At 29.4% G+C, this 24,514-nt stretch carries 20 protein-coding genes and 1 pseudogene; all 21 read left to right on the top strand.

Translation table 11 applies throughout. The features are described from left to right. Positions 1 to 720 (top strand): thiamine pyrophosphate-dependent enzyme, encoded by a 720-nt coding sequence (locus tag KGF46_RS04180; RefSeq protein WP_227432607.1) that lies wholly within the window; start codon positions 1 to 3, stop codon positions 718 to 720. Between the two features lie 12 nt (positions 721 to 732). After that, complete coding sequence (locus tag KGF46_RS04185) at positions 733 to 1,272, top strand: 2-oxoacid:acceptor oxidoreductase family protein (protein ID WP_227828228.1); 540 nt, start codon at positions 733 to 735, stop codon at positions 1,270 to 1,272. 158 nt (positions 1,273 to 1,430) lie between these two features. Next, on the top strand, positions 1,431 to 2,489 hold the full coding sequence (gene buk / locus KGF46_RS04190; protein ID WP_227828229.1) for a butyrate kinase: 1,059 nt from the start codon (positions 1,431 to 1,433) through the stop codon (positions 2,487 to 2,489). 17 nt (positions 2,490 to 2,506) lie between these two features. Next, positions 2,507 to 3,400 carry a bifunctional enoyl-CoA hydratase/phosphate acetyltransferase gene (locus KGF46_RS04195; RefSeq protein WP_227828230.1) on the top strand — a complete coding sequence of 298 codons (894 nt, stop codon included), beginning with the start codon at positions 2,507 to 2,509 and terminating at the stop codon, positions 3,398 to 3,400. A 28-nt stretch (positions 3,401 to 3,428) separates the two neighbouring features. Then, on the top strand, positions 3,429 to 4,637 hold the full coding sequence (locus KGF46_RS04200) for a PLP-dependent aminotransferase family protein (RefSeq protein ID WP_227828231.1): 1,209 nt from the start codon (positions 3,429 to 3,431) through the stop codon (positions 4,635 to 4,637). Between the two features lie 23 nt (positions 4,638 to 4,660). Next, positions 4,661 to 5,923 (top strand): MFS transporter, encoded by a 1,263-nt coding sequence (locus tag KGF46_RS04205; protein ID WP_227828232.1) that lies wholly within the window; start codon positions 4,661 to 4,663, stop codon positions 5,921 to 5,923. Positions 5,924 to 6,572: 649 nt separating this feature from the next. After that, a complete protein-coding gene (locus tag KGF46_RS04210) occupies positions 6,573 to 8,036 on the top strand; it encodes an alanine/glycine:cation symporter family protein (protein ID WP_227828233.1) in 1,464 nt (487 codons plus the stop codon). Between the two features lie 376 nt (positions 8,037 to 8,412). Then, entirely contained in the window at positions 8,413 to 9,552 is a 1,140-nt protein-coding gene (locus KGF46_RS04215; protein WP_227828234.1) for a M20 family metallopeptidase, read from the top strand. A 23-nt stretch (positions 9,553 to 9,575) separates the two neighbouring features. Then, positions 9,576 to 10,994, top strand: a pseudogene (locus tag KGF46_RS04220) (YfcC family protein). Positions 10,995 to 11,309: 315 nt separating this feature from the next. Continuing rightward, positions 11,310 to 12,428 (top strand): C45 family autoproteolytic acyltransferase/hydolase, encoded by a 1,119-nt coding sequence (locus KGF46_RS04225; protein WP_227828235.1) that lies wholly within the window; start codon positions 11,310 to 11,312, stop codon positions 12,426 to 12,428. Positions 12,429 to 12,581: 153 nt separating this feature from the next. Further along, on the top strand, positions 12,582 to 12,908 hold the full coding sequence (locus KGF46_RS20275; protein WP_413927274.1) for a helix-turn-helix transcriptional regulator: 327 nt from the start codon (positions 12,582 to 12,584) through the stop codon (positions 12,906 to 12,908). A gap of 41 nt (positions 12,909 to 12,949) precedes the next feature. Next, complete coding sequence (locus KGF46_RS20280) at positions 12,950 to 13,453, top strand: GyrI-like domain-containing protein (RefSeq protein WP_413927275.1); 504 nt, start codon at positions 12,950 to 12,952, stop codon at positions 13,451 to 13,453. 379 nt (positions 13,454 to 13,832) lie between these two features. Continuing rightward, complete coding sequence (locus KGF46_RS04235; protein WP_227828237.1) at positions 13,833 to 14,378, top strand: PTS glucitol/sorbitol transporter subunit IIC; 546 nt, start codon at positions 13,833 to 13,835, stop codon at positions 14,376 to 14,378. Positions 14,379 to 14,390: 12 nt separating this feature from the next. Next, positions 14,391 to 15,404 carry a PTS glucitol/sorbitol transporter subunit IIB gene (locus KGF46_RS04240; protein WP_227828238.1) on the top strand — a complete coding sequence of 338 codons (1,014 nt, stop codon included), beginning with the start codon at positions 14,391 to 14,393 and terminating at the stop codon, positions 15,402 to 15,404. A 220-nt stretch (positions 15,405 to 15,624) separates the two neighbouring features. Continuing rightward, positions 15,625 to 17,598 carry a BglG family transcription antiterminator gene (locus KGF46_RS04245; protein WP_227828239.1) on the top strand — a complete coding sequence of 658 codons (1,974 nt, stop codon included), beginning with the start codon at positions 15,625 to 15,627 and terminating at the stop codon, positions 17,596 to 17,598. A 50-nt stretch (positions 17,599 to 17,648) separates the two neighbouring features. Next, positions 17,649 to 18,008 carry a transcriptional regulator GutM gene (locus KGF46_RS04250; protein WP_227828240.1) on the top strand — a complete coding sequence of 120 codons (360 nt, stop codon included), beginning with the start codon at positions 17,649 to 17,651 and terminating at the stop codon, positions 18,006 to 18,008. A 28-nt stretch (positions 18,009 to 18,036) separates the two neighbouring features. After that, positions 18,037 to 18,393 carry a PTS glucitol/sorbitol transporter subunit IIA gene (locus KGF46_RS04255; protein ID WP_227828241.1) on the top strand — a complete coding sequence of 119 codons (357 nt, stop codon included), beginning with the start codon at positions 18,037 to 18,039 and terminating at the stop codon, positions 18,391 to 18,393. A 38-nt stretch (positions 18,394 to 18,431) separates the two neighbouring features. After that, positions 18,432 to 19,724 carry an NAD(P)H-dependent oxidoreductase gene (locus tag KGF46_RS04260; RefSeq protein WP_227432625.1) on the top strand — a complete coding sequence of 431 codons (1,293 nt, stop codon included), beginning with the start codon at positions 18,432 to 18,434 and terminating at the stop codon, positions 19,722 to 19,724. Between the two features lie 459 nt (positions 19,725 to 20,183). Then, entirely contained in the window at positions 20,184 to 20,822 is a 639-nt protein-coding gene (locus KGF46_RS04265) for a helix-turn-helix transcriptional regulator (protein ID WP_227828242.1), read from the top strand. 6 nt (positions 20,823 to 20,828) lie between these two features. Continuing rightward, positions 20,829 to 21,671, top strand: a complete 843-nt coding sequence (locus KGF46_RS04270; protein WP_227432627.1) for a pyruvate, water dikinase regulatory protein — start codon at positions 20,829 to 20,831, stop codon at positions 21,669 to 21,671. A 63-nt stretch (positions 21,672 to 21,734) separates the two neighbouring features. Beyond that, positions 21,735 to 24,362 carry a pyruvate, phosphate dikinase gene (gene ppdK / locus KGF46_RS04275; protein WP_227828243.1) on the top strand — a complete coding sequence of 876 codons (2,628 nt, stop codon included), beginning with the start codon at positions 21,735 to 21,737 and terminating at the stop codon, positions 24,360 to 24,362. Positions 24,363 to 24,514: the final 152 nt, after the last annotated feature.

Consider the following 24,514-nt stretch of genomic DNA (forward strand, 5'->3'; position numbering starts at 1 on the left):
ATGGCTAAAAAAGCACCAGCAATAATGATGTGTGAAAATATGTTCTGTGGAGGCTGTGGACACTCTATAGTCGATAGAATTATTGGAGAAGTATTAACAGAAATGAATATATGTCAAGATACAATTATATGCTCAGATATAGGCTGTAATCATATGTTTCAATTTAGTATGAATGTAGATGTTGTTGTTCCTCCTCATGGTAAAATGGGTGCAGCTATGGCAGCTATGAAAAGAGTTAGACCAGATAAATATATATTTACAATAGCTGGAGATGGTGGAGCTTATGCAATAGGGCTTGGAGAAACTATGTCAGCTGCTACTAGAAATGATAATGTAATATTTTTAGTTATGAATAATAATATGTTTGCAATGACAGGTGGGCAAATGGCTCCAACTACTGTACAAGGTCAACATACAGCTTCTACTCCAGCAGGTAGAACATATGAAGACCATGGTTCAACATTTGATGTTGTAAAAGTTATGGGAAATTTAGATATAGCATATTTGGCAAGAGGAACAATAACTAACCCTAAAGAAATAAATACAACAAAAAGATATATCAAAAAAGCACTTGAAAAACAAAAAGATAAGAAAGGCTTTTGCTTAATAGAAATACTTGTACCATGTCCAACAAACTGGGGATTAAAGCCAGTAGATGCTATGAAGAGAATAGAAAACGAACTTGTTCCAAAGTATCCACTTGGAGAATTTATTGATTAGGGAGGAAATAATATGTTAAATGAAATTATATGTGCTGGTTTTGGAGGACAGGGAGTTCTTACAGCAGGAAAAATTATAATGTATGTTGCATATAAGGCAGAAAAGAAGATTACATGGTTCCCATCTTATGGAAATGAGATGAGAGGAGGAAGTGCAAATTGTAATGTTGTTGTAAGTGATGAGAAAATTGCAAATCCTTGTGTAAAAAATCCAGATATATTATTGGGAATGAATAGTGTATCAATAGATAAGTATGAAAGTTTAATGAAAGCAAATGGTTATATGTTTGTCAATGAATCACTAGTAAATAAGGATAGAAAATATAGAGAAGATATTAATGTTATAAAAGTACCTGTTACTGAAATAGCTCAAAATTTAGGCAATGAAAAATCTGCTAATATTTGTATGTTGGGTGCTATGGTGAAGAATTTAGATTTATTTACAAAAGAAGAATTTGAAAGTGGTATGTGTGAGTACTTTGAAAATCAAGGTAAAGGAAAGTTTAATGCAAAAAATGTGGAAGCATTTGAAGCTGGATATGATTATGAGTGAATATTTTAAATATTTAAAATTATTATTGAAATACTCATTTTTATGTGTTAGTATTTAATTAATAAAATATAGAACGTCGTTCTGAGTGATAGGACGACAAAATTTTTAAAAAAATAACAGAACGACGTTCTACAGTATGAAACCGAGGAGGCGTTGAAGTGAAAATTTTAGTAATTAATCCTGGTGGTACATCTACAAAGATTTCTGTATTTCAAGATAAAGATGAAGTTTTGAAAAAAAATATAACTCATACAAGAGAAGATTTAAAAAATTTTTCTAAGGTATTTGATGAATACGATTATAGAAAGCAATTAATAGTGGATGTTTTAAGTAGTGAAAATCACGATATAAATTCTTTTGACGCAGTAGTAGGTCGTGGTGGACTTATGAAGGCTATAAAAGGTGGTACTTATATCGTAAGTAAAGAAATGATTGAGGATATGAGAAATGAAATAAATGGAGAACATGCATCAAACTTAGGTGCCTTGTTAGCTAAGACTATAGCAGATGAAATAGGAGTTCAATCATTTGTAGTAGACCCAGTTTCTGTAGATGAATTTGATGATGTATCAAGGATTACAGGTATATCAGATATAGAAAAAGCTAGCTGGTTGCATGCACTAAATCATAAAGCTGTCTCAAGAAAAATAGCACAAAAACTAGGTGGAAAATATGAAGATTACAATTTTATTGTAGCACATCTAGGTTCTGGAATATCAATTGTAGCACATAAAAAAGGAAAAATGATAGATGGAAGTGGTGGAAGGTCTGATGGTCCATTTTCGCCAGAAAGAAGTGGAGGATTACTTGCATACCCTCTTATAGAATTATGTTACTCAGGAAAATATACTCATGATGAAATGGTTGCAAAAGTAAGTTCAATTGGAGGTATGTACGATTATTTAGGAACAAAAGATATGATAGAAATCGAAAATAGAATTAAAGATGGTGATGAAAAAGCTAAACTTATAATGGATGCGTTTATCTATCAAACAGCTAAAGAAATTTCTATGTATGGAGCCTCACTTTCTGGAGATATAGATAGGATTATTTTAACAGGGGGAATATCACATTCGGAAATGGTAACTAAAGGAATAATAGAAAAAGTTTCATATTTAGCACCAGTAGAGATAGTGGCAGGTGAGATGGAAATGGAAGCACTTGCTCTTGGAGCTCTTAGAGTTCTTAATGGAGAAGAAATGGCAAAAACTTATTAATATTTAGGAGAAAAAATATGTTAAAAGATTTTAATAATTTATTAGAAGAAGCTAAAAAGCTTGAACCTGTTATTGTAAGTGTTGCTGTTGCAGAAGATGAAGAAGTGTTAAAAGCTGTCAAATCAGCAACAGATTTAAATCTTATAAAGCCAATTCTCGTAGGGGATAAAGATAAAATAGAAAATATATCAAAAGAGATTGGACTAAAAGCATATGAAATAATAGGATGTCAAAATCCTGATGAATCAGTTAAAAAAGCTGTAGAGGTAGTTAAAAATAAGGATGCTAAAGTTCTTATGAAGGGGTTAGTAAATACAAGTGTTTATATGAGAGCTATATTAAATAAAGAGTTTGGTCTTAGAACAGGAAGGCTTTTAAGTTTACTTGCAGTATATGAATTACCTCAATACCATAAACTTCTTTATTGTACAGATAGTGGGATAAATGTATCTCCAAATTTAAATCAGAAAAAGGATATAATGATAAATTCACTTCTTACTATGAAGAGTATAGGTATGGAAAATCCTAAAACTGCAATACTCACTGCAAATGAAATGGTAGACCCCAAAATACAATCTACAGTAGATGCTAATTCACTTGTAGATATGGTAAAATCAGGAGAAATACCAAATTGTATAGTAGAAGGTCCAATAGCCTTTGATGTTGCATTTGATGCATATGCAGCAAAGCATAAAGGTATCAAAAGTAATATTGCTGGCGATGTTGACTTACTTGTATTTCCAAATATAGAGGCAGGAAACATATTAGGAAAGTCATGGCTTAGATTCAATAAAGCTAAGTGGGCAGGGATAGTTTTGGGGGCAACAAATCCAATAATTTTAGGTTCACGTTCTGATACAGCCGAAATTAAAATAAATTCAATAGCATTAGCCTGCTTAGCATCACAATAAGAAATTATTTAAAAGGGGATGAATTATTATGAAATATGCAAAAAGAATGGATATGGTAAAGGCTTCAGCTATAAGAGACTCTCAAAAGAAGATAGCTCAAAAAGTGGCAAGTGGTGGAACTGTTATATCTTTTGCAGCAGGACTTCCTGACCCAAACTTATTTCCAATAAAAGAAATAAGTGAAGTAACTAAGCAAGTACTTGATGAAAGAGGAAAATTTGCTTTAGCTTATGGACCTACTAAAGGTGAAGATGAGTTGTTAGAAATAATAGCTAAGAGAATGAAAGAAGAAGAAAATATTGACACAAAACCAGAAAATATTATAATAACTACTGGTTCACAACAAGGTATAGCTCTTAGTGCTATGATTTTATTAGAAAAAGGAGATATAGTAGTTACAGAAAATCCAAGTTACTTGGGTGCAATAAATGCATTTAGACCTTATGAATGTGATTTTTTAGGAGTAGATACAGATGAAGAAGGAATGGTAACAGAAGATTTAGATAAATTATTATCTGAAAATTCAAACATAAAGGTGATATATGTAATACCAACATTCCAAAATCCTACAGGAAAAACATGGTCTCTACAAAGAAGAAAAGATTTTATGGAAGTTGTAAACAAGTATGATGTCATAGTAATAGAAGATAATCCTTATGGAGAGATAAGATTTACACAAGAACCACTACCTACACTTAAATCACTTGATACTAAAGATAAAGTACTATATCTAGGGTCATTTTCAAAAGTGTTATGTCCAGGATTTAGAGTTGCTTGGATGTGTGGGAATATAGATATTATAGATAAAGCAGAACTTTTAAAGCAAGGTATCGACTTACAATCAAATCAATTTTCTCAAGTACAAGTAATAGAATTCTTAAAGAAATATAATTTAAATGAACATGTAGAAAAAATAAGAGCTGAGTATAAAAAAAGATGCTTCTTGATGCTAGAAACTATGAAAAAATATTTTCCAGAAGAAGCTAAATATACAGAGCCAGATGGAGGTATGTTTATATGGGTTGAACTTCCTGAAAGTATAAATGTAGATAATTTACTAGATAAAGCTATTGATGCTGGAGTTGCCTATGTTTCTGGAGAATCATTCTTTGCAAATAATGGTCCAAAAAATACTATGAGACTTAATTATACAACAATGTCAGAAGAGCAAATAGTTGAAGGGATTAAAATACTTGCAGAAGTTATAAAAAAAGAACTCAATTATGCTTGTGAATAAATATTAAAAGTGAGGGCTTAATTATGGGAGAAAAAGGGAACGGGCTAAAGTTTGGAAAGTTAATGATTCAACTTGTTATCATAGCTATATGTTGGGAATTAGTTTATATTATACCATTTATCCAATACACATTGTATGATCCAATTTTAAAAGCATTACAGTGTTCAAATACTCAACTAGGTTTTTTACTTACTATTTATGGTTTAGGTAATATATTTGGAGCTCCTATAGGAGGATGGTTAGCAGATAGATTTGATTATAGAAAGATAATTTTAGGTTCTGTATTTCTTAATGGAATAGTATCATTTTTATTTGCATTTAACATGAACTATACATTTGCTGTTATAACTTGGGTAGGTTGTGCAATTACATCATTAGTTATGAACTATCCTTCTATGGTAAAGATACTTAGAGTTATAGGAAAAGAAAATCAAGGTAAAGTTTATGGATTTAATGAAGCTATGGTTGGAGTTTCTGGAGTAGTAATGGGAGCTATATTCTTATATATTTATACATTATTTTCAACTCCTGTTTTAGGTATGAGATGGGTAATGATATCTTTAGGAATATTATCTATAGTGATGTGTCCAGTATTATGGTTTGTCATTAAAGATGTAGATATTAGCGAAGAAAAAGAAGAAGGTAAAAATGAAAAAATGGCTGCTAGTGACTTTATGGTAGTTTTAAAATCACCAAATACTTGGTTAGTAGGTATAAGTATATTCTGTGTATATTCATTTACAGTTACAATGTCTTACTTTACACCTTATATAACCTCAGTACTTGGAGGTTCAGTCGCACTATCTGGAGCATTAGCTATAATAAGACAACATGGATTAAAACTATTTGGTGCTCCATTTGGAGGGTACTGTGCAGACAAAGTAAAATCACCTACTAAAGTGCTTTTACCAATATATGTACTTGGTATAGCAGTAATAATTTTATTCTTAGTATTGCCTTCATCAACGCCAATGACTTTATTTATAGCATTAACATTTGTAGTAGGTATATTAGGTTATATGGGAAAAGGTATATACTATGCAGTTCAAGAGGAAGTAAATGTTCCAGTTAAATATTCAGCTACTACTATAGGTATAGCAGCAGCTTTAGGTTTTTCACCAGATGTATTCCAATTTGCATTAATAGGGCATTGGATAGATACTTATGGTAACAAAGGATACACGTATACATTTATATTCCAAATAGCTATTTTAGTAATAGGAATATTATCTTGTTTATATATATTAAAAGTTAAAAAGAGAAGATTGGATAAGTTAAAAGTTTAAAAGTTTCATTTGATAATAGAGTATTTTTTTCAGTATAATCTACTGACATAAATACTGTATAAAAAGTAATACTAAATTAAAATTTATAGTTATATTTAATGAATAAAGTGTGGAAAAATTAAAATGTTATCAAGTGTTTTTAATATAGTTTTAGCATAAAGTTACCCCTAAAAGTATAAGATTGAGTAGCAATTATCACCTATTTGTATATTTACATAAGCTTGTTTAATATAAATTTTACATGGATTTTAGTAATAGATGATATTTGCACTCAATTTTATATCTAATAATGAATAAGAAAATTATGAAATCTAACTATATATTATCTAACCACGTATTAATAGTGTACTGTTTATGCTATTTATGTAGTAGAATTGGGCTTTCCTTATATGTATTTCAATTTATATTGTTTGATTGTTTTTCAAACACATATCGTTAAAAAATTTATATACTTATGTTCATGTATCAATTGATATTCTTAATTTTGGTAATAATTGCTGTAGTTTACATATTAGAAGATAGAAATAAGATAAATAAAATAAAAAATAAGTCTATAAGATATGTTGAGTTAAATAAAGTTTATACAAAATATTAATACATAGCTGTTTAAATTATTGTCTATAAATTAAAATGAATGGTGGTGAGTTGAGTGACCGATTTAGTTAACACCATTAATGGAATTGTTTGGTCACCTGTATTAGTTGCAATGTGCTTATGCATAGGATTGTATTTTTCACTGAAATTAAAATTTTTCCAAATAAAAGACATAAAAGAGATGTTTACTCTTTTACTTGAAGGAGATAGTTCTCAAGTTGGTATATCATCGTTTCAAGGGTTTGCTACATCAATGGCTGGTAGAATTGGAACTGGTAATATAGCTGGTGTGGCTGTAGCAATAGCAATGGGAGGTCCAGGAGCATTAGTATGGATGTGTATAATGGCTACATTAGGCTCGGCAACTGCATTTGTAGAATCTACTCTAGCTCAAATATATAAAGATGAACATGATGGGCAGTACAGAGGTGGTCCTCCATATTACTTTGAAAAAGGTCTTGGATGGAAAAGATGTTCAATTTTATTTTCAGTAGTTGCAATTATAAGTTATACATTTTTTATGCCTGGGACGCAATCAAATACTCTATACTTAGCAATGAATCAAGCATTTGGATTTTCAAGAATGACAATTGCAGTTGCATCTTCTATTGCATTGGGAATAATAATTTTTGGAGGAATTAAAAGAATTGGTTTATTTGCTGAAAAAGTAGTACCTATAATGGGTGGAGCATATCTTATCATGACAATAGTGATAATCATAGTAAATATAAATTTAGTTCCAGATGCTATTATAACGATGTTTAAATCTGCATTCGGGTTTGGTTCAATGTTTGGAGGCATGTTAGGTGCAGCAATATCTTGGGGAGTTAAAAGAGGTATATATTCAAATGAAGCAGGCGAAGGTTCTGGAACTTATGGTGCAGCGGCAGCAGAAGTAAGTCATCCAGCTAAACAAGGATTGGTTCAAGCTTTCTCTGTTTATGTGGATACATTATTAATATGTATGGCTACAGGTATTATGATTATAATAACAGGAAAATACAATGTTACAGGAGTTTTAACTGCACTACCAGGTGTAGAGCCAGGTCCACAATATGTGCAGAGTGCAATAAATACATTACATCCTCAATTGGGTGATATTTTTATAGCAATAGTTTTATTATTATTTACCTTCACAACATTATTAGCATTCTCATATATGATGGAGACCAATGTATCTTATTTGGTAACTAGAATTAAAGCACAAAAACATGAAAAGCACATAATAAATGTCTGTAGATTTATGCTTATAATATGTGCAGCAATGTGTTGTTTTATAGAACCACTTACAAGTTGGGCATTAGGCGATATATGTATAGGTGTTTTAACATATATAAATTTAATTGCTATCTTTACACTGCAAAAGCCAGCTATAAAAGCATATTATGATTACCTAAGACAGAAAAAATTAGGAATAAAGAGAGCTGATAGGATTTTTAATCCTGTTGAATTAGATATAAAAAATGCTGAATTTTGGGAAAATAGATGCTTAAAAGAGAGTGAGCATAAATTAAATTAATTATTTGTGAAGTATTTTATATAGATATTTTAATTAAATTTTCAAAATAGATATCACAGATATATAAGTTCAATATAATACATAATAGTAGAATTATAAGTTTTGATTGATATGTTTATATTTTTACTTATTAAATGTTTGATTTATACATGTAGAAATATATATTTATATTTAAAACTGTTATTTTAAAGGATAGTATATATAGTAAGATTGTTTATTTTAATAGATAAAATAATAGATAGAAAAATTTATACTGTTGAATAAGTCGTTAGGTTTTACAATAAGTGTAGAAATCGTTTTAATGCAGTAAATATAAATTTGTTCTATCTTATATGAATAAATATATAAATTAATTTTAATGGGAGGTAAGGTTGATATGAAGGAAAAAATAATACAAGTGGCGGATTTAAAGAAAGAAAAAGTTTTGGAGCTATGTCAATCTTTGTATGATGAACCAGAAATTGCTCTACAAGAGTATAAATCTGCTAAAAAAATATCAGAATTTTTAAGAGAAGAAGGTTTTGAGGTTGAAGAAAATTTAGCAGGTATGGCTACAGCTTTTAAAGCAACTAAGAAAAATGGTGATGGTCCAAGAATAGTTTTTATAGCAGAATATGATGCTCTTCCAGGAAATGGTCACGCATGTGGTCATCATCTGATAGCATCTATGGGAGTTGGAGCTGGAATAGCTCTTTCAAGTATATTAGATACTTATGAGGGAGAAGTGAGTATAATTGGAACTCCTGCTGAAGAAACTGGGGATGGAAAACCTTACTTAATAGAACATGGTGTATTCGATGGTTATGATGCTGCAATGATGATACATCCAAATTCAAAAACTTGTGTAAGTCCAGAAATTATAGCTATTGGTGGATTAGATTTTGTATTTACTGGTAAAGCATCTCATGCAGGAGCTAAGCCATATAATGGAATAAATGCACTAGATGCAGTTGTACTATTATATAACAATGTTAATGCGCTAAGACAACAGTTAGTAGATGGAACTAGAATCCATGGTATAATATTAGAAGCAGGAACCGCTGCAAATGTAATACCTGATAGAGGAAAAGTTAGATTAGAAATAAGAGCAAAAGAACAAGACTATTTTGATGAGGTTGTAGAAAAAGTAAAGAACTGTGCTAAAGGAGCAGCAATAGCAACTGGATGTGAACTAGATTTTTACCATTTTGAACCTACATGTCAAGGGTTGAATGAAAATAAAGTTTTAATAAATATATTTAAAGATATAATGCAAGAATTTGGGATTGTTGATGAAGAAGAACAAGTAATGCTTGGTTCTACTGATATGGGAAATCTCAGTCAAATTATGCCATGTATACATCCTTTGATAAAATTCTCTGAAAATGGTGAAGAACTACATACAAAAGAATTTTTAGAAGCAGCTATAAAGCCATATGCAAAAAATAGAGTAATTGATGGAATAAAAGTATTAGCTTTGACAGGATTACGTTTATTTGAAGAACCAGAAACACTAAAAAAAATGAAAGAAGAGTAAATTCTAACAAAGGGGATTAGGCTATGACTAATAAGAGTGAGAGCAAAAAGAAAAAATTAGCATTCCCAGATGCATATGTTTTGATGATAGGTTTAATTATATTTGCAGCAATTATGACCTATATTGTTCCCTCTGGAACCTATAACAGAATAGAAGATTTAAATAATGGAAATATGATTGTACAAGCGGGAAGCTTTACATATGGAGAACAACATCCAGTTAGTTTAATAGACTTGTTTAGAGCTATACCAAGTGGGCTTGGAAAAAATTCTGTAACAGTTTTCTTTGTACTTATTATTGGTGGTGCATTTGGTATAGTAAATTCTACAGGTTCATTGGACGCATTAATTGGAAGGGTTATCTCTAAGAGTCAGGGAAGTAAAAGAGGGGAAATTATTATTACTTGCTTAGTACTTACTTTTTGATTAGCTGGTGGAGTTGTAGGTATGTATGAAGAATGCATAGCATTTTTACCAATTTTGATGACATTATGTATAGCTTTAGGTTATGATGCTTTAGTGGCTGCGGCTATTCTCTTATTGGGACTTGCATCAGGATATGGTTCAGCTACAATTAATCCTTTTACAGTAGGATTAGCTCAAGGTATTTCTGGATTACCACTTTTTTCAGGAATGTGGTTTAGATGGATATTTTGGATTTGTACAATGATTTTACTTTCTGCATATATAATTTCTTATTGTAAAAAGATAAAAAAAGACCCAAGTAAAAGCTTAGTATCAGATATTGATTATAGTCACTGGCAAATTGATGAGTCTTCTGTTGGGGATAAGTTGTCTTCTGGAAATATTAGAGTATTAGTTACATTCTTTGGAGGGATACTCGTTCTGATGATATTGATTATAAAATTTTCTTTAGGAATGTCAGATTTATCAGCTTATTTCTTTGCTCTAGGAATTTTATGTGGAATAGTCTATGGTATGAGTCCAAATAAAATTGCTTCTGGATTTGTAAAAGGAATGCAAGAGATGGTCTATCCAGCTATTTTGATAGGATTTGCATCTAGTATAGTAGTTATATTAGAGCAAGGAGTAATTTTAGATTCGATAGTTCATGGATTGTCATTAGTATTAAATTATGTTCCTAGGATTTTTAGTGGAGGAGCAATGATGATTATGCAGTCTGTAATCAATTTCTTTATACCTTCAGGTACAGGTCAAGCTATGGTAACTATGCCACTTATGGCTCCACTTGCAGATGTTATTGGAATACCTAGACAAGTTGCAGTTTTAGCTTATCAAATGGGTGATGGATTTGCAAATGGAATAGTACCAACACTAGGAGTTCTTATGGCTGGAATATCTATTGCTCATGTCCCTTATACAAGATGGTTTAAATTTGCATCAAAGATAATACTTATGGAATTAGTTTTAGGGTTTGTATTTTTGATGATTGCAGTACAAATTAATTTAGGTCCTTTTTAGATAATAAATATTTTTATAGAGGCTTTAAAGAAAGAATATATTAAAAGTTGAGTCTTTTAAATTAAAATATATTTTGCTAAATTTAAATTAAATAGAATCTCGAAAATAAACGGTGAACTTTGTAAAGTTCACCGTTTTAGTTTACTATTTTTTATTTAAATGTGTATTTATAACTTTGACTAGTTTAGTAATGTCTATTAATTCAGAAATAAGTTCATTTATTATTTATAAATTTGTTATAGCAAAAAATATCATGAAAAGATATATTTTAGGTGCTAAAATCAAATATACATAGATACTAGAGGAGGAAGATATATGGAAACTTTAAAAGTAAGAAATATTGAATTATGTGGAACGAATTATGAAATAGGATATGAACTTGGAAAATCAATTGTAGATATACCAGAATTAATAGGAAGTCAAATTGGTAAACCTAATGTTTTAACTAAAGAAGAAGAAAAGTATATGAAAGAGATATTTGATAAATACTGCCCAGGTCTTAATGAAGAATTACAAGGTTTTGCTGATGCTATTCATGTAAATCAGAATCAAATTTTATACTATACTATGACATATCTTAGACCCGGTTGTAGTCAAGTTGCACTAGCACCAGAATTAACTGAAAGTGGTCATGTACTATTTGCACGTAATTTTGACTTTTCACACAAGATGGAGGATTTTGTGTTATGCGAAACTAAGGTAACTGGGAAATATGCACATATTGGGACTACAGTAATGCAGTTTGGTAGAACTGAGGGAATGAATGAATGTGGTTTAGGTGTAAGTCAGTCATCTTGTGGTTTACCTGTAGGTAATTCAGAAGGACTGAGAAAGCCAGCTATTGTAGGTTTACAATTTTGGGCTGTTATTAGATATTTGTTGGAAAACTGTAAGGATGTAGATGAAGCATTGGTGTATATAGAAGATATGCCAATAGCATATAATATTAATTTATTGATTGCAGATAAGTCTGGAAATATTGCACTTGTAGAAACTTTAGATGGAAGAAAAGAAGTAAATAGAATAAATAAGGCAGAAGACAAAAGAGAATCATTTTTACATTCTACAAATCATGTCCATATTGATGAACTTCATAAATTTGAGCCACAATCAATGAGCAATTCTATTCATAGATACAAATTAATTAAAGAATATATAGAGAGTTCTAAAAAGATTGGTGAGAGAGATTTAATGAATTTATTGACTTCAAAATATCCACAGGGTCTATCTTGTAATTATTATAATGATTTTTTTGGAACTTTAAAAAGTATAGTTATGGACTTAAATACGGGAAAATTTAATATCTTATGGGGGGGATTAGAAGATAATGGATGGAATAGTTACTATCTAAATGACAATTTTAAGTGTACAACGCAACTTATAAATATAAATATAGAGAAAGTACCAGCTGATTTTTTTAAATTAATTGAATAAGAAATATTCTAATTATCTTAGATAGTTATAGTATACAAAATAAAAGTGCTGTATTATGTTGAATTGTTTATTATATTTTAGTATAGTAAACAAAATAGTATTACTTGAAATATTATAATATTTGAGAATATTAAAGAGGATAGAGGTATAATATTGGATTACTTAAAATATTTTGAAAAAGCTATAATATATATTGAAAATAACTTAAAAGAAGATATAAGTGTAAATGATGTAGCAAAAGAATCTGGATACTCGTATTATCATTTAACACGTTTATTTAAGTCCATGTTTGGTGAGAGTGTAGGAAGCTATATAAAAAAAAGAAGATTAGTTAATAGCTCAAAAGAACTTTTATATAGTGATAAAAAGGTAATAGATATAGCAATTGATAGTGGTTTTGAATCTTCAGAAGCATTTAGTAGAGCATTTAAAGCTATATACAAGGTCAGCCCTATAGAGAATATAGAAAAAATAGAATAGATGTATTTGTTGGGAAGAAGAAAAAGCTAGAATTAGATTTTATGAAACACTTAGTCGAGAATGTAACAATCAAACCAGTTATAAAAAAGATAGATTCAATAAAAGTAATTGGTATAAGAGATAAAGTAATATTAGAAGATGACTCATTACCTAGCTTATGGGAAAGATTTAGAGAAATACATCATATGGTACCAAACACTTTGCCATCAAATAGAGCATTTGGAATTTGTGAAGCAGCTCCACAAATACATCTACTTAGTGAAACTATGGAATTTAACGAAATAATAGGGCTTGAAGTTAGTAGCTATGAAAGTATACCAAGTTTATTTGTTTCAAAAAATATTGATGGAGGAAAATACGCTGTATTCACTCATACTGGTAGCTTGGACAAGCTAGATAAAACTTATGAATATATATGGGGAACTTGGTTCTTAAGCACAAAGGAAGAAATTGATATAAGAGATGATTTCGAAATATATGATGAAAGATTTTTAGGACCTGATAATGTAGATTCACAGATTGATATTTGTATACCTATAAAATAACTGTAAATAAAACTAAAAATAAATTGAAATAGAAAATAGATGCTCAGAAAAGGGCATCTATTTTTTTATTTATATCAGCTATAAACGATTTTGATAATAAAATAAATAAAAACAAGTTCTTAAATTTTTAAGAAAAATTTAAAATATAGTCGAAATAAAATTTGTATATTTCTGAAAATTCTAATTAGTACAACTTTTTCCTTTGCAAAGTTGAAAAAAGATGTATTAATTTATCAAAAATATTATATTAAAATGATATTAATCAAACAAAAACATTTATAATAATAGTATATCTTACAGAAAAAGAATGTAATTTGTAGAATTAAAGCTGGTTAATCAAATTAAAAATTTAAAGAAATTATAGGGAGGTTATAATCTTATGGAAAACGTTATTACAGGTCTAAGTAAAGGTGCAGAGTGGTTTATTGGTTTATTTCAAAAGGGAGGAGAACAATTTGTAGGTCTTATTTCAGGCACTCTTCCAACCTTAATTGTTTTAATGGTAGCTATTAACTCATTGATTAAAATAGTTGGTGAAGAAAGAGTAAATAAATGGGCTTCTAAACTTGGAAGAAATGCTTTTACAAGGTATACTTTACTTCCATTAGTGTCAGTATTTTTCTTAGGAAATCCTATGTGTTATACATTTGGTAGATTTCTAAAAGAGGAACATAAAGCAGGATTTTATGATGCAGCTGTTTCATTTGTACATCCAATTACAGGACTTTTCCCACATGCAAATGCAGGAGAACTTTTTGTATGGCTAGGTATTTCAGCAGGTTTAACTACATTAGGTAAGGAAACAACTACATTAGCATTATGGTATTTTATAGTTGGTCTAATTGTGATTTTTATAAGAGGTGTAGTAACAGAAAAAATGTATGCATTTTTAACAAGAAAAAATAAAGTAACAAATAAGGCTTAGGAGGGATTTAAAATGGATGAAAATAGAATATTAAAAATAGAAAAGGGAACTTCTGGTTGGGGAGGACCTTTGTACATAAAAAAAGAAGCAACTAGAAATAAAATATTGTCAATGACTGCTGGTGGTATTCATGAAGTGACATTAAAAATAAAAGAATTATTGGATTGTGAGGTTATAGATGGATTTAAAACTGGAATTCCTGATGAAGAGGTGGCAGTAGTTATTATTGATTGTGGGGGAACAGCAAGATGTGGGGTTTATCCAAAGAAGAAAATACCTACAATTAATGTAAATCCAGTGGGAAAAACAGGCCCTTTAGCAAAATTTATAACTGAAGAATACTATGTATCAGATGTTAATACTAATTGCATAAGTATTGTAGATGGGGAAGAAACACCAAAAAAATCTCAAGAAAATAAAAATGAAAGCCAAAGCTCTATTAGAAAGCCTGATAATTATAATGAAGTAAAATCAAAAGCTCAAGAAGAATATGCGAAGAAAAACATAATACTTTCTATTGGACAAGGAGCAGGACAGGTAGTATCAAAGTTTTATGATGCAGGTAGAGATACTATCCAAATGATAATGAATAACGTAATACCATTTATGGCATTTGTAAGTATGCTTATGGGAATTATATTGGCATCTGGGTTAGGTGATTGGATTGCAAAGGTAATATCACCACTTGCAGGAAATATTGGTGGCTTGTTAGTTATATCAATAATTTGTACACTTCCATTTTTATCACCTATATTAGGCCCTGGAGCAGTTATAGCACAGGTAGTAGGTACTCTTGTAGGAACACAAATTGGTCTTGGTGCAATACCAGCATATTTAGCACTTCCTGCTTTATTTGCAATAAATGGGCAAGCTGGTTGTGACTTTGTCCCAGTAGGATTAAGTTTAGGAGAAGCAGAACCAGAAACCGTGGAATATGGTGTACCAGCATTATTTTACTCTCGTTTAATAACTGGGCCAATATCTGTCATTATTGCGTATGGAGTCGCAGTATTTGCATTGAGATAGTATTTAACATTACTATAAGATTTAAACTTGATTAATAAAATTGTAAATACAAACTTAAGCTAGTCAAAATTTTAGTTAATGAAAGACTAGCTTTTGTATTATTAATTAGGAGTGATTATTGATTTAGATTAATACTAAATTTTCCTCTAGCAAAGTGAAATTTTATGTATTAATTTGGTTTCAAGTTTGTACTAGAATGAAATCAAGGAGGAGATACAAAATGAATGTAACTGAGAAAATTCCTTCTATTGACCGCAAAATATTTAAGATATTGATTATGTGTAGTAAAAAAGAGTTTGTAAGTATTAATTCAATAGCAGACGAATTGAATGTTACAACTAGAAGTGTAAGAACATATATAAAGCAATTGAATAAAGATTTAGGAAGTGACATAGCAATAATAAAATATATAAAAGGTCAAGGCTATAAATTAGAGATAAAAGATAAGCGAATACTCAATAAGATTATTGATGTGAATAAAAAAAGTGTATTTTCATTAAATTCAAAGGAAGATAGGGCAGAGTTTATACTAAATTATTTGATAGAACTAGATGGATTTATTACACTGGATAGTCTAGCAGATGAGATGTGTATAGGAAGAACTACCTTGGTAAATGACTTTCAATATGTAGAAAAGGTATTAAATTCTTATAATTTGAATTTAGTAAAAAAGCAAAATACAGGAATGAAATTACATGGCAGTGAACTTGATATTAGGTTACTTATATTAAATCAGTTGTATAAAGACTCAAGAAAAGATTTAAATAATTCTAAGTACTTTAAATGTATTAAAAAAGAAGAAATTGTAAATTTAGAAGAAGAATTATTGACTTTATTTAAAAATAATAATTTTTATGTTACAGATGAAATGCTCAGAGAAATTTTTAATTATATAGTAGTTTTGATGTATAGAGTAAAAGAACAGAAGATAATAAAAGAGTACGATGTAAAATTTGATTTACTTAAGTCATATGATGAGTATCTTATTGCTAGGGAAATAAAGAATATTTTATCAGAAAAATTTGAACATATTTTAAATGATGAAGAAATTATTTATTTAACTATACCATTAGTAAGTGGAAATGCACCAGCATCAGAATGCGCTTTAAATAGTAGTAGAATTAATAAAAATATTGATGATTTAATGGAAAGCATATTTAATCAGATATATGTTGATATGGGTATTTTTATAAATGAGGATGAATTAAGGGTAGGACTTGGATATCATCTTAGTTTTACACTAAATAGGCTATTATTTAATATAAAATTAAAAAATGTCTTGTTAGAAGAAATCAAACAAAACTATATACTTCCATTTAAGCTGGCACAAATAGCAGGAAAAGTAATAGAGAAAAAATATAATCTAGAAGTCTCAGAGGATGAAATTGGTTATATAGCAATTCATTTCAGTGGATATTTAGAAAGAAATAGTAGTAGATTTTATTCAATTAAGAAAATAGCAATTATATGTGGGACAGGTCTTGGAACAGCAAAACTATTAAAAATAAGAGTTGAAAAGTTGATAGGAAATAATCCTAAAATTGATACTCTTTCAAGTTTTAACTTGAGAAATATTAATTTAGATGAATACGATATAGTTTTTACAACTATTGATTTAGATACATCAAATATAAATACAATAGTATTAAAAATCAATACAATATTTGATGAAAATAAATTGAGGGAAGAATTAAAAACAGTATTATGCCTAAGAGAAGGCAACATAGATACTACTGATTCTCCAAATTTACTAATAAATAATTTATTAAATGAAAATAACTTTATGATATTAAATGAAAAAACGATACTTGCTTCCTTAGAGAAAATGATGGACAATCTTATGGATTTAGGATGTATTGATGATAATTTTAGAAAAAATATAATCAAAAGAGAAGAAAAATCTCCTACAGTTTTTGATAAAGGTTTGTTATTTCCTCATGCTGTAAATGAAAAGTCAGATAAATTTTTAATGGCAGTTGGGATTTTAGAAGAGCCAATAGTTTATGCAAATAGAAGTATAAAAATAATACTTATGACGATGTTTCCATGTGAGGACAAGGTGGATTCAGATTTATTGGTAAAGATTTATGAAGAAGTTTTAAAAATAGGACAAAATGTAAAATTAACAAATAAGATAAGTAAATGTAGAAGCTTTGTAGAATTTAAAAAAGTATTGATTGAGAATATTATATAGGTTTTGTATAGGATTTAAAAAACAAATTAATTTATGAAAGGTGTGTAAATATGAAACTACTTATAATTTTATTTGTTGTTTATGTTTTAAATACTTTATTTGTAATGAAACAAAATAAACTATATTTCAAAGCTTTAAATAAAGCTAAAAAAATGGGCGATATAGTGTCTACAGGAAAAAAGAAAAGTTATTTTTCTAAAGGAAGTATAGCTATTATATCTTCAGATTCAGAGGGATTTATAAAGTGTGGAGAAATTTTAAAAGGTCGCACAGTAATGGCTAAGTTTAAAGAGATTGAAGATATAAAAGGATTAGATATATATAGTGCAGAGCAAAAATTTAAAGATGAAGAAAGTATTGTACAAGCTATAAAATTTATAAAAGAAAAAATAAATATTTCTTTTAATTAATCTAATATAAATTATCAGGAGGGATATCATGAAATATGAAGTTAAGATAAGTGGGATAGGCAGTTTAGTTGAAGAATTAATAAATGAAAGCAACTGTCTTATTATATACAATGAAACTATTAATGATGAAGATTTGAAAGATATATCTGTAATTCATTCAATATCAACATTAAAAAGTGATGTTGAAATAGGGGATACACTTACAATAGGAAATCGAGATTATTGTATAGTTTCAGTTGGTGATATTGCTCAAAATACTCTTAGAGAAATTGGTCACTGTACAATTAAATTTGATGGAGAAGATAAAGTAAATTTACCTGGAGAAATACATGTAGAAATTGGAAAACCAGATATAAAGATTGGAGATTTAATAACTATTTATTAATTTGAAAAAATAAAATTATTATAACAGGAGGAATTGATATGTTAGATTTAAACAGAAAACTTGCAAAGTTAGAAGAAGAAGGTAAAAAAATAAAAGTAGCTCTTATAGGTGCTGGTCATATGGGTAATGGAATGGTAAGTCAAATGGCAAATATGAAAGGAATGGAAGCATCTATTGTTGTAGATATAAATCTAGAATTAGCTCGTAAAGCATTTACTGATGCAGGTATAGAAGAAGAAATTATAGATAATGTAACAAATGAAACAGATGCAGAATTAAAATTACAAGAAGGAAAAGTATTAACATGTAATGACTTTCTTGTAGCTTGTAAAACAAAGTCAATAGATGTAGTTATAGATGCAACAGGAGGTATTGCAATTGGTGCAGAAATAGCACTAAATGCTATTTTAAATAAAAAACACATAGTAATGTTAAACGCTGAAACTGATTGTGTTGTTGGGCCAATACTTAAAAAATTAGCAGATGACGCAGGAGTAATATTTACAGGTTCTGCAGGAGATGAACCAGGGGCAGTAATGGGTCTATTTGATTTTGCAGATGCAATGGGATTTGAAGTTAGAGTAGTAGGTAAAGGTAAAAACAATAAATTAGATTTAGACTGTAATCCTGATACTGTTAAAGAAGAAGCAGAAAGAAAAGGAGCTTCACCTCATATGATAGCTTCTTTTAAAGAAGGTACTAAAACAATGGTAGAAATGGCTTTAATGTGTAATGCAACTGGATTTGTACCTGATGTAAGAGGTGGACATGGTATTGAAGCTACAGTTAATGAAGTACCTAAGAAATATGCATTAAAGAGCGAGGGTGGAGTATTAGATAATTATGGTGTAGTTGATTTTGTAAATGGTATAGCACCTGGTGTTTTCGTTGTAGTTGCTCATAAATTAAAAGCAGTTAATGATGAATTAAAATACTTAAGTATGGGTGATGGACCTAATTACATATTATATAGACCATATCATTTATGCAGTTTAGAAACTCCTTTATCAGCAGCAATGGCAGTTTTAGAGCATAAGGCTACAATAGTGCCTAAAGCTGGATTAGTTGCAGAAGTTATGACTATAGCTAAGAAAGACTTGAAAAAAGGTGAGTATATGGATGGATATGGTGCATATACATGCTATGGTACTATAGAAAAATATGATGTTGCAAAAGAAATGAATGCTGTGCCTATTGGTTTAATTAGTAAAAAGACTAAGGTTATTAAAGATATTAAAAAGGGTGAAGTTATAACATATGATATGGTAGAGATAGAAAAAGATACTACTTTATATCATTTAAGACAATTACAAGAAAAAATATTTGGATAAAATTTATTGCAGAATAATATAATATAGATGATGTTATTTAAAAGAGGGTTGATGGTTATTTTAAAATCAGCCCTTTTAAATTTTTTTATATTTTTTGAGAGGGTGTTTTACTAAATCTTATTTTATAGTTTGTTTACAGTTGCAAATCTTACTAGTAGGTTTAATTTAAATTAATTCTGCAATTTTATATTCATATTTAAGACAATATAATTAAAAATTTTAATATAAAATGAATTAAATTAGCCAATTATGTATTATAATATTAACTGTAATACTAATATAGTTCTATTAATTAAAGAAATATCCCCCATTAATATATAATAAATATCTTTAAGCAAAAGAACTTAGTAAAAAATATATCGTATTCAGTAAAAAATCTGTTTACAGAATGGTATATATAGTTATATAATATACTATATAAGATACAAAAAGATAAAAAGTATAGCACAATGAAAGAAGGTGATTATTATTCAGCTTAATGAAAGACAACTAAAAATAATAGATATAGTTAAGGAAAATGAACCAATAACGAGTGAAAGTATTGCCTCCAGCTTGAATGTGACTCGTGCTACACTTAGATCTGATTTAGCTATATTAACAATGACAGGAATACTAGATGCAAGACCAAAAGTTGGATATTTTTATTCAGGAGTTAGTGAAATTAATCTAATTGGTAAAAGTATAAAAGAAAAAACAGTAGAAGATATAATGAGCATGCCTGTACTAGCTAAGAAAGATGAAAGTATATATGATGTAATAGTCACTATGTTTTTATCTGATGTAGGGAGTATAGTTATTATAGATGAAAATGAAGAATTATGTGGAGTTGTCTCTAGAAAGGACTTATTAAAAGCAACTATAGGAGGTTCTGATATAAATAAGATGCCAATAGGTATGATAATGACAAGAACCCCAAACGTAGTTACTTTGAATAAGGGAGCGAGTGTTTTATTGGCTTCAAAAAAAATAATAGAACATGAAGTAGATTCGATTCCAATTGTTGAATATAAAGAAGAAGACAAAAATCATATGAAGGTTGTTGGGAGAATATCAAAAACCAACATAACTAAGCTATTTTTAGAAATAGTTGACAATTAAGGAGGTATGCTGGTGAAAAACCTAATTATATATGCAGTATCAGACTCAGTAGGGGAGACTGCACAACAAGTTGCAAAAGCATGTATGTCACAATTTTATGTAAATGAAACTTATGAAATAAAAAGATTTCCATATATGATTAATAAGGGAGTATTACTTGAAACGTTAGAAAATGCAAAAGCTGAAAACGCTTTGATTGTATATACATTAGTTGATGAAGAATTATGCAGTATTGTTGAAAGATATTGCGAAAGAGAAGGTCTTAGTTGTATAGACTTGATGACTGATATATTAAGAGAAATAAGTAAAAGAACTGGAAGAAAACCTAAAAGAGAAGCTGGTATAATCAGAAAATTAGATGAATCTTACTTTAAGAGAGTTGAGGCTATAGAATTTGCAGTAAAATATGATGATGGAAAGGACCCTAGAGGAGTTCTTCAAGCAGACATAATTTTAGTGGGAATATCAAGAACATCTAAAACCCCTTTAAGTATGTATTTAGCTAATAAAAATATAAAAGTAGCTAATGTACCATTAGTTCCAGAAATACCAATTCCTAAAGAAGTATTTGAAATAGAAACTAAGAAGATAATAGGTCTTACTAATTCACCTGAAAAGTTGAATGAAATAAGAACTCAAAGATTAAAAGCTTTAGGGCTATCTAGTAAAGCTAATTATGCTAACTTAGAAAGAATACTTCAAGAGTTAGACTATTCAGAAGAGATAATGAAGAAAATTGGATGCCCAGTAATAAATGTTTCAAATAAAGCAATTGAAGAAACTGCAGGTATAATTTTAGACATAATGAAAGAAAATGGTCTAAAAATATATAAAGAAATAGAAATTTAATAAAATGTCTAATAATAAAAATGATATAAATTAAAATAAAAAAGATTAATGGGGGATTTAACAATGGAAACTAAGTATGTTTATAGTTTTGGTGAAGGAAGCAAAGACATGAAATCTTTACTAGGAGGTAAAGGTGCCAATTTAGCAGAAATGACTAAGATAGGCTTACCTGTCCCTCCTGGGTTCACTATAACAACAGAGGCATGTAATGACTACTATGTTAATAATGAAAGTATAAGAGCAGAAATAATAAAAGAAATAGAAGCACATTTAGCTACTTTAGAAAAAGATTTAAACAAAACATTAGGATGTAATAAGAACCCACTATTAGTATCAGTTCGTTCTGGTGCAGTATTCTCTATGCCAGGAATGATGGATACAATACTTAACTTAGGTCTTAATGACAATAGTGTCATTGGTCTAGCAGAAGCTACACAAAATGAAAGATTTGCATATGATAGTTACAGAAGATTCATACAAATGTTTTCTGATGTTGCTATGGAAGTGCCAAAATACAAATTTGAAAATGTACTAGATAGAGTAAAAGAGGCAAAAGGATACACAGTTGATACAGAACTTACAACTGATGACTTAAAAGAAATAGTAAAAGAATTTAAGGCAATATACAAAAAAGAAATAAAAAGTGATTTTCCACAAGACCCAAAAGAGCAATTAATGCTTGCTATAGAGGCAGTGTTTAGATCATGGAATAACCCTCGTGCAATCGTATACCGTAGATTGAATGATATAGCTCATAATTTAGGAACAGCAGTAAATATTCAATCAATGGTATTTGGTAATATGGGAGAAACTAGTGGTACAGGTGTTGCATTTACTAGAAATCCAGCTACAGGAGAAAATAAATTGTTTGGTGAATTCTTAATGAATGCTCAAGGTGAAGATGTTGTTGCAGGTATAAGAACTCCTCAAAATATATCAACTCTTGCTGAAGTAATGCCAGCTGTATTTGATGAATTCGTAAAAATTACTCATATACTTGAAGGTCACTATAAAGATATGCAAGATATAGAGTTTACTATAGAAAATGAAAGATTATATATATTACAAACTAGAAATGGTAAAAGAACAGCAGCAGCAGCAATAAATGTAGTAGTTGATTTAGTTGAAGCTGGAATAATAGATGAAAAAGAAGCTATAATGAGAATTGAGCCTAATCAATTAGACCAGTTATTACATCCAAAATTTGAAGATAAAGCTTTAAAAGAAGCTAAAGTTATAGCAAAAGGTTTACCAGCATCACCAGGTGCAGCAAGTGGTAGAGTTTACTTCAATGCTGATGATGTAGTAAAAGCAAATGAAAAGGGAGAAAAAGTAGTTTTAGTTAGACTAGAAACATCTCCAGAAGATATAGAAGGTATGGTTAAGGCTGAAGGAATTCTTACAGCTAGAGGTGGAATGACATCACATGCAGCAGTTGTTGCTAGAGGTATGGGTAAATGTTGTGTTGCTGGATGTGGAGAAATAAAAGTTGATGAGTTTAACAAAGAAGTAAGAGCTCTTGATGATATAGTTATAAAAGAAGGAGAGTACATTTCTATAGATGGTTCTACAGGAAATGTTTACTTAGGAGATGTTAAGAAAACAGAAGTTTCTTTAACTGGAAACTTTGAAAAACTAATGCAATGGGTAGATAAGCATAAATGTATGATGGTTAGAACTAACGCAGATAATCCTAGAGATGCTCGTGCAGCTATAGAATTTGGTGCTGAAGGTATAGGTTTATGTAGAACTGAGCATATGTTCTTTGATGAAGACAGATTACCAGCAGTTAGGGAAATGATATTATCTAATACAGTAGAGCAAAGAGAAAAAGCTCTTGAAAAAATATTACCAATGCAAAGAGAAGATTTTGTAGAGTTATTCAAAGTTATGGATGGAAAGCCAGTTAATATAAGATTACTAGACCCACCACTACATGAATTCTTACCTCATGATGATGAAACTATAGAAGAGCTTTCAAAATCTATGGGAATAAAAGTAAGTGATATTAAGAAGAGAATAGTTGATTTAGATGAATTTAACCCAATGCTTGGACACAGAGGATGTAGACTGGCAATAACTTATCCTGAAATATGTGTAATGCAATCTAAGGCAATAATACAAGGTGCTATAGAAGCAATAAGAGCAGGTGTTAAAGTATCTCCAGAAATAATGGTTCCATTAGTTGGAGAAGTAAATGAGTTAAAGATAATAAGAAAAATGATAGTGGAAACTGTTGATGCTATAATAAAAGAAGAAGGAGTAGAAGTTCCTTATACTGTAGGTACTATGATAGAAATACCTAGAGCTTGTTTAACAGCTGATGAAATAGCACAAGAAGCAGACTTCTTCAGTTTTGGTACTAACGACTTAACTCAAATGGCATTTGGATATTCAAGAGATGATGCTGGTAAATTCTTAGGCCAATATGTAGATGAAGAAATATTAGAAAAAGACCCATTCCAAGTACTAGACCAAAATGGTGTTGGTAAGTTAGTTAAGATGGGAGCTAAATTAGGTAGAGAAGTTAAACCAGAATTAAAACTAGGAATATGTGGAGAGCATGGTGGAGAACCATCTTCAGTGGAGTTCTGTTATAGTGTAGGACTTAACTATGTATCTTGTTCACCATTTAGAGTGCCAATTGCTAGACTTGCAGCAGCTCAAGCATCTATAAAAAATCCTAGATAATAATATATTATAAATATATATAATTAAACTAAAATATTATATCCCCTATACATCAATGTATCAAATAGAGTATTTGTAAATTGAGTATAGGGGATTTTTATTTTATATTATTATAAAAAATATAATTTATATTATAGTAGGTGAAACGTTAT

Source organism: Clostridioides sp. ZZV14-6153 (assembly GCF_020657855.1).
Classification (GTDB): Bacteria; Bacillota; Clostridia; order Peptostreptococcales; family Peptostreptococcaceae; genus Clostridioides.

Bases quoted from the DNA above. Each gene is read 5' to 3' on its own strand.
- KGF46_RS04240 (WP_227828238.1), top strand. From the start codon at position 14,391: ATGGATGAAAATAGAATATTAAAAATAGAAAAGGGAACTTCTGGTTGG.
- KGF46_RS04260 (WP_227432625.1), top strand. From the start codon at position 18,432: ATGTTAGATTTAAACAGAAAACTTGCAAAGTTAGAAGAAGAAGGTAAA.
- KGF46_RS04235 (WP_227828237.1), top strand. From the start codon at position 13,833: ATGGAAAACGTTATTACAGGTCTAAGTAAAGGTGCAGAGTGGTTTATT.
- KGF46_RS04185 (WP_227828228.1), top strand. From the start codon at position 733: ATGTTAAATGAAATTATATGTGCTGGTTTTGGAGGACAGGGAGTTCTT.
- KGF46_RS04270 (WP_227432627.1), top strand. From the start codon at position 20,829: ATGCTGGTGAAAAACCTAATTATATATGCAGTATCAGACTCAGTAGGG.
- ppdK (WP_227828243.1), top strand. From the start codon at position 21,735: ATGGAAACTAAGTATGTTTATAGTTTTGGTGAAGGAAGCAAAGACATG.
- KGF46_RS04225 (WP_227828235.1), top strand. From the start codon at position 11,310: ATGGAAACTTTAAAAGTAAGAAATATTGAATTATGTGGAACGAATTAT.
- KGF46_RS20280 (WP_413927275.1), top strand. From the start codon at position 12,950: ATGAAACACTTAGTCGAGAATGTAACAATCAAACCAGTTATAAAAAAG.
- KGF46_RS04205 (WP_227828232.1), top strand. From the start codon at position 4,661: ATGGGAGAAAAAGGGAACGGGCTAAAGTTTGGAAAGTTAATGATTCAA.
- KGF46_RS04215 (WP_227828234.1), top strand. From the start codon at position 8,413: ATGAAGGAAAAAATAATACAAGTGGCGGATTTAAAGAAAGAAAAAGTT.
- KGF46_RS04255 (WP_227828241.1), top strand. From the start codon at position 18,037: ATGAAATATGAAGTTAAGATAAGTGGGATAGGCAGTTTAGTTGAAGAA.
- KGF46_RS04245 (WP_227828239.1), top strand. From the start codon at position 15,625: ATGAATGTAACTGAGAAAATTCCTTCTATTGACCGCAAAATATTTAAG.
- KGF46_RS04200 (WP_227828231.1), top strand. From the start codon at position 3,429: ATGAAATATGCAAAAAGAATGGATATGGTAAAGGCTTCAGCTATAAGA.
- KGF46_RS04180 (WP_227432607.1), top strand. From the start codon at position 1: ATGGCTAAAAAAGCACCAGCAATAATGATGTGTGAAAATATGTTCTGT.
- KGF46_RS04195 (WP_227828230.1), top strand. From the start codon at position 2,507: ATGTTAAAAGATTTTAATAATTTATTAGAAGAAGCTAAAAAGCTTGAA.
- KGF46_RS04250 (WP_227828240.1), top strand. From the start codon at position 17,649: ATGAAACTACTTATAATTTTATTTGTTGTTTATGTTTTAAATACTTTA.